Source organism: Galbibacter sp. PAP.153 (genome assembly GCF_037029175.1).
In the GTDB taxonomy this organism is placed as follows: Bacteria; Bacteroidota; Bacteroidia; order Flavobacteriales; family Flavobacteriaceae; genus Galbibacter; species Galbibacter pacificus.
Genome location: NZ_JAZEUN010000020.1, coordinates 50,667 through 63,083 on the forward strand (window position 1 = coordinate 50,667; position 12,417 = coordinate 63,083).

15 protein-coding genes are annotated in these 12,417 nt (G+C 37.2%); 6 read left to right on the plus strand and 9 right to left on the minus strand.

Annotated features, from left to right (window positions below):
* Positions 1-344: 344 nt before the first annotated feature.
* Positions 345-680: a hypothetical protein gene (locus tag UXI14_RS13380; RefSeq protein WP_335966566.1), complete on the plus strand. Its 336-nt coding sequence runs from the start codon at positions 345-347 to the stop codon at positions 678-680.
* Between the two features lie 51 nt (positions 681-731).
* Here the strand turns inward: UXI14_RS13380 and UXI14_RS13385 are convergent, their stop codons facing one another.
* Positions 732-917, minus strand: coding sequence for a CsbD family protein (locus UXI14_RS13385; protein WP_277900786.1), 186 nt, complete (start codon positions 915-917; stop codon positions 732-734).
* A gap of 151 nt (positions 918-1,068) precedes the next feature.
* Positions 1,069-1,755 carry a phosphoadenylyl-sulfate reductase gene (locus UXI14_RS13390; protein WP_335966567.1) on the minus strand — a complete coding sequence of 229 codons (687 nt, stop codon included), beginning with the start codon at positions 1,753-1,755 and terminating at the stop codon, positions 1,069-1,071.
* A gap of 172 nt (positions 1,756-1,927) precedes the next feature.
* Between UXI14_RS13390 and UXI14_RS13395 the strand changes: the two genes are divergently transcribed.
* Complete coding sequence (locus UXI14_RS13395) at positions 1,928-2,332, plus strand: TerB family tellurite resistance protein (protein WP_277900788.1); 405 nt, start codon at positions 1,928-1,930, stop codon at positions 2,330-2,332.
* Here UXI14_RS13395 and UXI14_RS13400 read toward each other — a convergent pair.
* On the minus strand, positions 2,329-3,630 hold the full coding sequence (locus tag UXI14_RS13400) for a DUF2254 domain-containing protein (protein ID WP_335966568.1): 1,302 nt from the start codon (positions 3,628-3,630) through the stop codon (positions 2,329-2,331). The genes UXI14_RS13395 and UXI14_RS13400 overlap by 4 nt on opposite strands.
* A 219-nt stretch (positions 3,631-3,849) precedes the next feature.
* Between UXI14_RS13400 and UXI14_RS13405 the strand changes: the two genes are divergently transcribed.
* Both UXI14_RS13405 and UXI14_RS13410 read left to right on the plus strand, forming a co-directional pair.
* The gene (locus UXI14_RS13405; protein WP_335966569.1) at positions 3,850-4,287 is read left to right on the plus strand and encodes an Hsp20/alpha crystallin family protein; all 438 of its coding nucleotides are present in this window, start codon (positions 3,850-3,852) and stop codon (positions 4,285-4,287) included.
* Between the two features lie 161 nt (positions 4,288-4,448).
* The gene (locus UXI14_RS13410; RefSeq protein WP_335966570.1) at positions 4,449-4,853 is read left to right on the plus strand and encodes an SRPBCC domain-containing protein; all 405 of its coding nucleotides are present in this window, start codon (positions 4,449-4,451) and stop codon (positions 4,851-4,853) included.
* A 15-nt stretch (positions 4,854-4,868) separates the two neighbouring features.
* On the opposite strand, the gene UXI14_RS13415 is transcribed toward UXI14_RS13410, so the two are convergent.
* From UXI14_RS13415 to UXI14_RS13425, 3 genes are read right to left on the minus strand one after another with little or no spacing between them, the layout of a single operon-like run.
* Positions 4,869-5,099 carry a hypothetical protein gene (locus tag UXI14_RS13415; protein ID WP_277900792.1) on the minus strand — a complete coding sequence of 77 codons (231 nt, stop codon included), beginning with the start codon at positions 5,097-5,099 and terminating at the stop codon, positions 4,869-4,871.
* Entirely contained in the window at positions 5,092-5,400 is a 309-nt protein-coding gene (locus UXI14_RS13420) for a hypothetical protein (RefSeq protein WP_277900793.1), read from the minus strand. Before UXI14_RS13420 ends, UXI14_RS13415 begins: the two co-directional genes overlap by 8 nt.
* Positions 5,401-5,404: 4 nt before the next feature.
* Positions 5,405-5,959, minus strand: a complete 555-nt coding sequence (locus UXI14_RS13425; RefSeq protein WP_277900794.1) for an RNA polymerase sigma factor — start codon at positions 5,957-5,959, stop codon at positions 5,405-5,407.
* Between the two features lie 257 nt (positions 5,960-6,216).
* On the opposite strand from UXI14_RS13425, the gene UXI14_RS13430 reads away from it, so the two are divergent.
* Complete coding sequence (locus UXI14_RS13430) at positions 6,217-6,564, plus strand: YciI family protein (protein WP_335966572.1); 348 nt, start codon at positions 6,217-6,219, stop codon at positions 6,562-6,564.
* Positions 6,554-7,735, plus strand: a complete 1,182-nt coding sequence (locus tag UXI14_RS13435) for a DUF6596 domain-containing protein (protein WP_335966573.1) — start codon at positions 6,554-6,556, stop codon at positions 7,733-7,735. The genes UXI14_RS13430 and UXI14_RS13435 overlap by 11 nt, the downstream gene beginning before the upstream one ends.
* Positions 7,736-7,756: 21 nt before the next feature.
* Here the strand turns inward: UXI14_RS13435 and UXI14_RS13440 are convergent, their stop codons facing one another.
* From UXI14_RS13440 to UXI14_RS13450, 3 genes are all read right to left on the minus strand, one after another.
* Positions 7,757-8,155 carry a ribonuclease inhibitor gene (locus UXI14_RS13440; RefSeq protein ID WP_335966574.1) on the minus strand — a complete coding sequence of 133 codons (399 nt, stop codon included), beginning with the start codon at positions 8,153-8,155 and terminating at the stop codon, positions 7,757-7,759.
* A 1-nt stretch (position 8,156) separates the two neighbouring features.
* Entirely contained in the window at positions 8,157-10,148 is a 1,992-nt protein-coding gene (gene uvrB, locus UXI14_RS13445; protein WP_335966575.1) for an excinuclease ABC subunit UvrB, read from the minus strand.
* 136 nt (positions 10,149-10,284) lie between these two features.
* Complete coding sequence (locus UXI14_RS13450; protein ID WP_335966576.1) at positions 10,285-12,408, minus strand: T9SS type B sorting domain-containing protein; 2,124 nt, start codon at positions 12,406-12,408, stop codon at positions 10,285-10,287.
* Positions 12,409-12,417: the final 9 nt, after the last annotated feature.

Genomic DNA, 12,417 nt, shown 5'->3' on the forward strand with positions numbered 1-12,417 from the left:
CACAATAGCCCGTTTTGTCTAAAATTGATAATATTTCTAACAGAGCATCTTTTTAGTATAAACTATTTACGTTTTTACCTTCTGTATATTTTTTCTTTTTAAATAAAACGAATAAAATTGATAAATTAATAACAAGCTTTTTATTCTTATAAAATAGTAAATACTTTCCCGCACGCATTGTATAAAGGCTTGGCATAAATTGGGTCGTTTATGATATGTAATTCTTGAATTATTAAGCAATTGTTATCTCTTTTAAAAATTGGTTAACTAATTAATATTCAGTTTTTTGTAAATGTTTTTGTAGTTAATTTTGACCCATAATCAATAATCAAAAAAAGAACATTATGAAAAACGTAAAATTATTTGCAGTAATGGCCATGCTAATAGCAACCAATGCGTTGGCGGCCAACAACGATCCAAAACCAGTAGGAAAAACAGTTGTTAAACAATTATCGACTATTTTAGGTACGCCAACCTTTAAGGTAACCGAAGATGACATAATAGCCAATGTGCGCTTTATGGTTAATCAGGAAGGAGAAATCGTGGTGCTTACCGTGAAAGCTGAAAATGATATTGTAGAAGAATATATTAAAAGCAGGATGAACTATAAAAAAGTTGAAGGCGATACCCTTAAAAAAGGAGAGGAGTATGTGGTAGATGTAAGGATTGTTGCCAAGTAACGCAGGGTTTTAAAAGAAGAAGAGGCGGCCAATTGGCCGCCTCTTGTGTTTCTATAATCTAGCAATTTCTTCCCTAAGCTCTTCCTTGGTCTTTCCGGTCTTTTCTTGTACCCTACCCAGCATTTCGTCAAACTTCCCTTCGGCAAAGGTCAAGTCGTCGTCGGTAAGGTCACCGTATTTCTGTTTAATTTTTCCTTTAATCTGGTTCCATTTACCCTTTAATTCTTCAGTATTCATGATGTATTTTTTTAGTGATTAATAATATATTAAAGGTCAGTATATTATAAATCAAAATATCATAAATGAAAGCCAACTTTGTCTTAAATGATGTTATAGAATTAGGCTGTTAAGGCAATAAAAGTTAAGGATTCTAAAAAAATCATGCTTTTTAAAGATGTAGCCCGCACTCTGTTTTCGGACTATTGTTCCAGCGGCCACTCCTGTCCTCGCCTGGAACCGTACAATGCTTACAGCCTATAGAGTTGTAGCCTTTTGCTACCAGTGGATGAAAAGGGAGCTGGTGTTCTTCAATAAAGGCATCCCTCTGTTGCTTGGAAACATCCAATAAAGGGTAAAACTTTAAAATTTCACCACGCATTTCAAAAATATCCAGTGTTGCCCTATGGTCGCTTTGCCATTCCATTAAACCGGAGACCCAAACATTGAATTTCTTTTTTATGATGTCCAATGGCTTTACCTTATTGATGCTACAACAAAATTCAGGGTTCTTTTTATAAGTTTCGTCTTGTACCGTAAATTCGTATTCTTCCTTTATGGCACTTATGGAAGAAACGTTTAGCCCATATAACTTGGTAAGTCTTTTTTTGTAATCTAAGGTTTCCGGGAAATGAAAACCCGTGTCTATAAAATATACTTTTTGTTGTTTGTGTATGTTTGAAAAAAGATGCAATAGAAAAGCAGAAGTAGCTGCAAAAGAGCTTGTTAGCATAACTTCACTTTGGTCAAAGTCGTTATACAGTTCGGCAATCCTTTCGTGAATGTTTAAGTTCTTGTACTTTTTATTAAGTGCTTTTATTTCCTCTTGGGTGAATACTCTTTTTTCTGTTGCAATCATAAAAGTCTATTAATTCTATAGGGTAATAGTTTTAATGCTGCAATATACTCTTTTTAATTATTATTTCGGGCATTTGTGAATGTTTCTTGTCGAAAAATTAGAAAAGTTTAACTATTGAAAAACAGAATTATATATTTTAGTAGTGAAAAAACCATTGAAATGCCCCAATACAATGAGTGAAAAAGAACAAAAGCTTAGCCTATTGTCTGAGATGATTGCCCTTATCCAAGCAGACCATTCCATCAACGACCGGGAATACGATTTTATTTATGCAATTGCTAAACATATGAACATTGCAAAAGAAGACCTTGACGCATTGTTCGAGAAAAACCATGCCCCGTACATACCGCCAACTCCTGAATCTGAGCGGATTTTGCAGTTTCACCGATTGGTGTTGTTGATGAATATAGATAAGGATCAACATTCCAAAGAAGTACAGAAATTAAAAGAATTCGGCCTGCGCATGGGATTGAGCCCATTTGCCATGGACAGGGTGTTGAAAGTAATGGAAAATTATCCGGACAGGGTAGTACCGCCAGAAATTTTGGTAGCTATATTTAAAACATATTACAATTAGCTGCCATTGCCTAAATTAATATCAAAGTCTTTTAAATAGTTGTGCAATACATCCTTATCGCTTTGATTGCTCAAGCTTGAACTGGCTTCCCTGGCAAGTGTTTTTATTTCATGCACAATACTTTCTTTATAACTTTTATCTACACAATGTTGGTATTGTAGGTATTTAAACATAACCATTAATTTCTGTATAATAATAATGTCGTGCTTGCAATACAACCTAATTGATGCCATGACGTTGTACAGTAGTTCCTTAAAACTTATGGATGTTTCGTAAACAATGGGGGTGTCGTCTTTGGTGTAAATGTTTGTATCTTTTTTTAACATTCTCAATGCCAACAATTCTGTTAAGTAATCAATGGCGTTAAGGGCGGTACCTGGATCGTTAATTCCCGGCGACATAGCTTTTACGGTTATCTCGGTTATTTGCTTAAAGGCCAGGACATAATTGTTGTGTATCAGTTCCCCTTTTGCAAATATAAAAGTACTTAAAGCTTCCTTGGCAACCTTTTCGTCCAACTCTTTTTCAGATAAGAGCAAGGGCACCCCGTCCAGTATAAAATTCCCTTTGGCAACAAGTATTTTAAATTTCGTTTTATGTTCACTTGCAATTTCTATAAGCGCATCCATGGCTATTGTTTGCAAATACCCGGAGCGGTCGGAGTTGTACTTTTTCCATTGTTCCGTTTCGGGAAAAACAACCGGATTGCCATTTTGAGTATCGATTAGTTTATTAAGCCTCGACTTTGAAGAATCATAAATATTTTCCAGGATATTGTTTATCTGTATGGACTGCGAGATCGAATGGATAAAATATACAAATGCGGCCAGGCAGAACACGGTTAAAAAAATGCTTATCAAAACGGAAAAGCCCGGTATTTTATCCTTGTCGGCGGTAGGTTCTATAGATACCAATATAAAAATGCAATAAAGCAGCGTTGCGATATATAGCCCAAGTACCAATTGATGCCTCCGGTTGGAAATTAGCCCCGGTAAAATACGTGGAGAGAAGCTGTTTGAAGCTTGGTTGAGCAATACCATAACCATTGAAAAGCTAAAAACCATTAACGATATAAGCCCTCCGATAAATACGCCCAAAAGCGCGCGTGCGGTATCGGCATTATCTAGAACTAAAAGAGGGATGTTATTCCTAAAGTACTTCGAAGCCCCTAAATTTTCCAGATAGATCATTATAAATGCAAAAAGCACTCCCAAGACGGCAATAATCGATGGGTAAAAGGCAATTTGATTTTCTATGTTCGTAAAAAAGGTTTTAAGTTTTCGAAGTATAATTTTCATGTAGGAGCATATTTTATGGCGTATCTAAATATAATACTTTCTAGGTTTCTGCCATTTTCAGCTTCATTTTAAACTTAAAAACACACGAATAAAGACTAAATGTCAGTAATTATATCTTGATAAATGACAAAAAGTCAGCAAAAGTGAATTGGAATTAAATTTGACTATAGCAGTTTGTACAATTATTAAAATTAAAGTTTAACTAAAAAAATATAAACAATGAGCTTAGTAAGAAGAAATAACAGTTTGTTTCCAAGTTTTTTTGATGAAGTGTTAAAACCAGATTGGTTTGGCGGAATTGAAAATTTTTCATCTTCTGTACCGGCTGTAAACATTAAAGAGGAAGACAATAAGTTTTCGCTTGAAGTTGCCGCTCCGGGAATGAAGAAGGAAGATTTTAACGTAGAAATAGACAAAAATGTTTTAACCGTTTCTGCGGATGTTAAAAAGGAGTCCGAAGAGAAAGACTCAAAGGAAAACGCTAGGTATTCCCGTAAGGAATTTAGCTATACTTCTTTTAAAAGAATTTTTACACTTCCGGAAACTGTAGACAGCGATAAAATAAATGCTACCTACGAAGATGGCGTGCTTGTATTGGCATTGCCAAAAAAAGAAGAAGCCTTGCCAAAACCAAAAAGGCTTATCGAGATAGCATAACGATAGAATGATTAGTTTTTCATAATGTTAAGTTTGGTTAGTTAGTTAAAAATCGCCACGGATTTCCGTGGCGATTTTTTATATAATAAATTGAAATATTGTATTTTAGGAGAAATAAATTTTAATGAGCCAAAATTATTGTATATATCACGACCTGTATATTGTATATAAATACTTCTGCCAAAAATGTTTTTAAAGGCATATCGCAACCAGATCAATTAAATAATTGGTGGACAAAAAAATGTACGGGAACTCCCAAAATGGGCGAAGTGTATAATTTTTATTTCTCAGAAGAATACAATTGGTTCGGTGAAGTAACGGCCTGCATTCCTGCTAAATCATTAGAAATAACAATAACACAGGCCGATCTAGACTGGAACGGTACCGTTTTGGATTATAAACTGGCAGAAGAAAAGGGAAAAGTATTACTTAGCTTTATGCATCGTATGTGGAAAACCGACAATAAACATTTTCGTATTTCTTCGTTTTGTTGGGCCATGCTTTTAAATGGGCTCAAAAACTATCTGGAAAAAGGTGTAATAGTTCCTTTTAAAAATAGGGCCTAGTAATGCATGCTAATTTTAAGCCAGCGCCAAACAATGTATGTTCTGGTTTTGTAAAACTTCTTCAACTTCCCTTTCTGTAATGCCGCAAGATACTACCCTTAATATCTTGTCAATGTCTTCCAGGTCGAAATTTGCTTGTTTAACACCGGGATGCGTCAATAGCTTTTCCAGTACCTTGTTTATTTGTTCGGTAGAAAAAATATTGGTGGCAAAGACCAATATTTCCAGTGCAGTTCTTTTATTCATCATTGTTGGTTTTATGGTTTTTACATCTTTCCTTTAATCGTTGTTTTAACCCGTTTTCCCAGGGTTTTCCCGCGGGCCTTCCCCGTTTTCCCCTAAACCTGCCACGGTATCCTCCCCAGCCACTTCCTAAAAACAGGAGCTTGCACAAGAGCAATACGCCCAAGGTCTGCCAAAAAGTTAGGGTTGTAATTCCAAAAATAGTTGGCATGAGCCAGTTCCATAACAGCATCACTATAAAAACATACAGTGCAATTACGGCTACTTTAAAAAATATAAATCCAATAATTTTTAATCCTTTCATATGCTTAGTCATTTAATTCGTTATACAATTTCTGCAATGCTATTTTTAATCGGGAAACGGCATATCGTTTGCGCGACAAAATGGTGTTAACCGATGTTTCTTTTAGTTCGGCAATCTGTGCCATGGAAAAGCCTTCAAGTTCATAAAGTACAAAGGCATCCCTTTGTTCTTCGGGTAGGGTTTCCAAGGTGTTTTCGAGTACGTTGTACACTTCTTCTTTCCATAACTCATCAACTTGATCGGCCGGAGTATGCTTTTGGATCCATTCAAAAATCTCGTTGTCGTCCTCATCGTTTTTAATCAGATCCGAAGCTACGGTAGGCTTCTTTTTCCTTATAAAATCAATTGCCTTAAACCTTGCCGTGCTGTACAGCCACGAGGTAATTTTGTCCAGGTCTTTTATCTCTTCAAAACCTAGTATTAAATTGTAAAACACATCCTGCACTATATCCTTGGCATCCTCTCCATTGGTAATCCATTGTTTTAAAAAGTATATCAACTTTCCCTCTTCGGAAGCAGATACACGTTTTATAAAACTATTTTTCTCTTTTTGGTTCATTAAGTTGGGATGCGTTATACTATATAGTCGGTTGAGAAAGGAAAATATTTTAACCGATTTCGTTTTTTTATTGTTTTTGATGAAATTTTTATGCCGAATCCAATTATTTGCTTTTAAAACTTGATACTGAAGGTTCTAAATAGTTGTAACAGAATAATATGTAAATTTAGTAGGTTGATTACTTTTTCTTGAAATTTTTTCAAAAGAATATCCAAAAAGGAAGAAGAAAAATGTCTTTATAATAAACACGTTAAGTCATGAAAAAATTTTTATTGCTCCTGCATGAAGACATGCAAACAATGGAGAAACTGTCTCTTAAAGAAATGGAAGAACTTATTAATGCCCATTTTGCCTGGGTCGAAAAGTTAAAGTCAGACGGAAATTTTATATCGGGAGATGGTTTAGAATCCACGGCTACTTTTATTATGGGAAAAGAGTGTATTATTAAAGACGGTCCCTTTCTTGAAACAAAGGAAATAATTGGAGGATATTATTTATTGCAAGCAGCAAGCAAAAAAGAAATGCTGGCAATTGCCATGGAATGCCCCGCCCATTTATGGGGCGGAACAACAGAAATAAGACCCATTGCCGATTATGAATCATGATGATGAAATTAATATAGAAGGGAGCTACAGGGCATACTATGGAAAATTGTACGCCTCCCTTCTTCATCATTTTGGGAAAAGCTATATCCCTATTATCGAGAATGCTATTCAAAATACCTTTTTGAAAGCTTTAAGACAATGGAAGCATGGCCGTATTCCCGAAAATAAATTGGGCTGGTTATTTATTGTCGCTAAAAATGATTTGCTGAATCAAATAAAAAAAGAAGCTTTTCAGATAAATTATATTGAATTTGATGCTGACCAGCAGGATTATAGGCTTGAAGTACTTTATTATATTATCAAAGCCACCGATATCCCAAAAAAGGCAAAAACTCTTTTTATACTTAAAAATATATTTGGCCTGCATATAAAAGAAATAAGTGCTTCAACCTTATTGGGTGAAGAAGCCATCTATAAAAATATTCAGCGGACCAGAAAAAGACTCCAAAAGGGCGACAGACAAAAATTTCCGGGAAGCTTTTCTGCTTTAAAGCCTATGGAAATAACACTTGTAGCCGAGGTTTTATACGGTGTGTTTAACATAGGATATGATGCTGTTGAGTCCAAATCGTTTTTTAATTACAACGTGTGCCTAGAAGCGTATGCTTTAACAAAAACCATAAAAAATCAGCATGCAGACGTAAGGATTAAGCATTTGTTGTCATTATTTTTCTTTCATATCGCCCGTTTTGGTTCAAGAATGGCAAAAGGCAAAATGATTTCTTTCTTTGATCAGGATAAAAGCCTTTGGAATCAATCGTTTATCAATGCTGGGTTTCATTATCTGGAGAAACCAGATCAATTAAATCAATATTATATTGAGGCGTTGATTGTGAGTAGCTATATGATGGAAAACAATTATGATGAAGGTTTTTGGAATAAAATGTTATCATGCTACAAATTGTTACAGAACATAACAGACTCTCCTATATTGCAATTAAATGTATGCTATTGCCTAATGCAATTGAACCAAGAAGAAGATGCAATTAAAATCATTGAAAAGGTTGAGCCTGTGCTGAGAGGCCGCTATTATTATTTTGAATTGGTCAAAGCCAGTTTGTATAAAAAAAATAAATCAGAATTATCAAAAGAATTATTCCTGAAAGCATTGAACAATGTAAGCCAGCCCGTTAGGAAACAATATATTCTTGAGCATTTTTTGCTGGAATAGTCTTTTTAGTTTAAAATTAATTCAAGCATCTATTAAATTAACCTGCGGATGATTTTCAATAATTTCCATGATGATATCAAAATATGTTTTGCCTTGTCCTTGTTCCAATTCAGCTAGTTTCTTCTTTATAAAGACTGTATTGTAAATAGAAGGTTTTTTTAGTTTGTTTTTGTAAAACTCAATAGTAGTCTGTCTGCCTAAATCAGTTTTGTTCTTGGCTATATTTTTCCAGACAAGGTCACATGCTTCAATCGATTTTAATTCACCAAATCCACCATAAAATAAATCGTTTAAAGCGTCAAGGTTCTCCGCAATGTCCCAATCCTCATTTTTCATGAATTCGCGGTTTACTTCTTTATAAAAAGAGGGAATATCAAAAATGGAATTCCCATCAATAGTAAATTTCTTAACGCTTTCCATTTTAAACACGTTCCTGCAAACTCTTTATTTCGTCGCGCAGTTTTGCAGCTTCCATAAAGTCAAGGTTTTTTGCAGCTTTTTCCATCGCTTTGCGCTTGTCCCTTATTATTTTTTCTATTTTTTCCTTCGGAAGATATTCCAGTTCGGGTTCGGCCGCTTTCCGGGCTGCTTCTTTTTCCAGTTGATAGGTAGAAACCGAATTTTTTGCCAAGGCACTATCCAAATTCTTATTGAGTGCTTTAGGGGTTATATTGTTTTCTTTGTTGAAGCTAATTTGTTTTTCCCGGCGGTAATTGGTTTCGTCAATGGTTTTTTGCATGCTGTTCGTAATCTTATCGGCATACATAATTGCCTTTCCGTTCAGGTTCCTTGCGGCACGGCCTACCGTTTGGGTAAGCGATCTGGCACTTCTTAAAAAACCTTCTTTATCGGCATCCAAAATGGCAACCAGCGAAACTTCGGGTAAATCCAATCCTTCCCTTAATAAATTTACCCCAATGAGCACGTCAAACAAACCTTTGCGTAAATCTTGCATAATCTCCACGCGTTCCAGTGTGTCTACATCGCTATGGATATAGCGGCAACGTACCTGTATGCGGGTAAGGTACTTGGTAAGTTCTTCGGCCATTCTTTTTGTAAGCGTGGTTACCAAAACACGCTCGTCAACTTCAACCCTTTGTTGAATTTCTTCCACAAGGTCGTCGATTTGGTTTTCGCTGGGGCGTACTTCTATAACGGGATCCAGCAAGCCCGTTGGCCTAATAACCTGTTCCACATAAATACCACCGCTTAATTGCAGTTCATAATCGGCGGGGGTGGCACTTACATACAGTACCTGATTTTGCAATGCCTCAAATTCTTCAAACTTTAAAGGTCTGTTGTCCATGGCAGCAGGGAGCCTAAACCCATATTCAACCAGATTTTCTTTCCGGCTTCTATCGCCTCCATACATGGCATGTACCTGTGGAATGGTAACGTGGCTTTCGTCTACCACCATTAAGTAATCATCGGGGAAATAGTCCAGCAAGCAGAATGGGCGGGTGCCGGGCTGTCTTCCGTCAAGATAGCGGGAGTAATTTTCAATACCGCTGCAATAACCCAGTTCGCGAATCATTTCCAGGTCGAAATTGGTGCGTTCTTCCAAGCGCTTTGCTTCTAAGGACTTCCCGACTTCTTTAAAATAATCTACTTGTTTTACAAGGTCGTCCTGTATTTGGTGAATGGCATTTTGCAAAACGTCCGGTGATGTAACAAACATATTTGCCGGATAGATATTTAGGCGGTCGTATTTTTCAAGAACGCGGTTTGTAGTTGGGTCGAAGGCTTCAATTTCTTCGATTTCATCCCCAAAAAAATGAATCCTAAAGGCATCGTCGGCATAACTCGGGTATACATCCACCACATCGCCCTTAACCCTGAAACTTCCGTGGGTAAATTCGGCTGTTGTCCTTGCATATAAGCTTTGTACCAACCGGTGCAACAATTTGGTGCGGGCAATTACCTGGTCCCGTTCAATAGAAATTACATTTTTTTGAAACTCAACAGGGTTACCAATACCATACAGGCACGATACCGATGCCACCACCAGTACATCACGCCTTCCCGATAACAAGGAAGAGGTTGCGCTAAGGCGTAGCTTTTCAATTTCGTCGTTTATGGAGAGGTCCTTTTCAATATATGTACCGGTTACGGGTATGTAGGCTTCGGGCTGGTAATAATCGTAATAAGAAACAAAATATTCTACCGCATTATCGGGGAAAAACTGTTTGAATTCTGAATATAACTGCGCCGCAAGCGTTTTGTTATGTGCCAAGACCAAGGTGGGGCGCTGTACTTCCTGAATAACGTTGGCAACCGTAAATGTTTTTCCGGAACCCGTTACCCCCAAAAGGGTTTGGTATTTGTCATGGGCCTCGATGCCTTCTGATAATTGACGGATAGCCTCGGGCTGATCCCCCATTGGTTTGTAATTTGATTTTATTTTGAATCGCATCTTACAAAATTAGCAAATTATGAATTGGAAACAGATTGAAAATTGTTTAATAATTAGACAATTGGAAGACAACATGTCAATGAAGAAATATTTTGGCATTGACTATTTTAAACTTTTGTGCACAGCAGATAGGGGTTTATCTTTTTAACGTGAAATGACCTTTAAATTCGCGTCCATCTTCAAGGGTTGCAGAAAACCAATAATCAGATGACGGGAGGGGGATGCCATTGTAATTCCCGTCCCAGCCTTTACTTAAAGGACGTATTTGTTTAATGAGCTTCCCGTACCGGTCGTATATAAAAATTAGGGAATTGGCCTGAAATGTTCCATTTGTTCCGTGTATTCTCCAATAATCATTGTAGCCATCCCCATTTGGGGTGAAAAACTTGTCATAACCAATAACCGATATTTTTTGACTTACCATGCCACAGCCATTTTTGTCGCGTACATATACCTCTATAAAACCATTTGGGACATTCTCAAACATGTTATTGTTCTGGTATATTCCATACGGCGTGTCAAGGGCATACTCATAATTGCCTTCCCCTTCAACCAAAATGGTAATTTTATTGTTTTCAGAAATATCTTCGACATCAACTTTTAAAATACTGGCTATATTAGATGCTTCAATATTAAATGTTTTGCTATTGTTACATTCCTTGGTGTCTCCATAATTATTGTATACATAGCTTACTTCCAAACGGTAATTTCCAGGTTCGGTAATTTTAATGGTCTGTTGGGTTTCTATAAGTTTTTCCTGGTTGTTTTCATCAATTTTATACCATTTATAAAGGTCAAATCCGCTTGGGGCGGTTATTGGGAGACTTCCAATGTTGAGGCATAAAAGAGGAAAGACATCGGGAAGTTTTATTTGAGGCGTTGGGTTTACGGTTAAGTCTATTTCTTCCACGCCCTGGCATTCGTTGTTCTTTTCAAGGCGTGCAAACAAGGTTGTGCTTTCGGAAATAATTTCGTCCAATGTAATTTCATTTACTTCCAAGGCAGCATCATCGCGGCTTTTATAAAGAAATACATCTAGGTTTGGGTATGCGTTTTTTTTGATAAAGGCCAAGTCGAAAGCTCCTTCCAGAACAGTATCTTCGGCATTTAAATCACAAGTAAAATATGATGCTGCCTTTGGCAAACTGGCTGTTGTGGATTTTACAGAAAGCGTAATTTTACCTTCGGAAGTGCTTTCACATCCGCTTGGGGCAATTGCTTTGGCATAGAGAACCTGTTGGTCTTGCCCGATATAGTTTTCGGGGTTTGCAACGGGGTTGTTGTTTGTTCTATCGGCCACGCTTTCGTAATAAAGAATTTGGGTATTGCTGTTATTGGTTATTTGTTCTTTTAGCTGAGAAAGGTTGAATACCGTTTTACCATCGGTAGAATTTGTAATATCCAAATCGCATTGCACAAAATCCATATTGTTTAGTACAGGGGTTTTATAGGATGAAAGCTCAAAATCGGTAATATCAAAACAACCGTTGGCGTTGGTAACGCGTGCATATATTTTTTGAGAAGAATTATCAAGCGTTAAGCTGTGCGAGAGTTGGTTTACTTGATCATAAGCATCGCCTTCGGTGCCGTAAAAGCTAACGTTGTTGTTGGGGTCGGGGTTTATGCTGTTTGTCATTACCGAAAGATCGAATGTATGCATTCCGGTACTGTTGCATATCTCTTGGCCGGTTATTGCATTTGCTATGGGCATACCGGGAAAAGGGGAGCCTCCAGTTGTGGCAGATCCTGTCCATTCAAGGTTAAACCCGCCGCTTCCTACAGGGCGGTCGATTACAATAAAATAAGTATCGCCAACCGAGACATCCAGCCATTTTACAAAACCATCGCCCTCTTCCCCGGGGCCTTCGCTGGTTTCGGTTGCAGTGCCGTTCATTCCGGTAAGGTTATTTGTAAGTCCGGCAGCGTTTGGATTTGTGGTCGAGCAACGTATGGACTGCCCAATATTGGTACAATTGGCGTTGGGGCCAAACACAAAAAAATCGTAATCTACTTTAATATCGGTGTTTGTAGGTTGTAAGGTAAATCCCAAAGTACCTGCCCGGACAATATTTATTTTTAGCCACAAACTATTGTGTTCCATGCTATTGCAGGCATTGTTACTTATTTCCTGGACGCCGCTTCCGTCGGCATTACTGTTTATCATTCCACTGCCACATACCGTTATGGCATTTACGCAATCGTTTGGCAATGCATTGGTCTGTGCCTGCATTTCCTTGACCGAAAAGTAGAGTAGTGCCATTAAAAAACA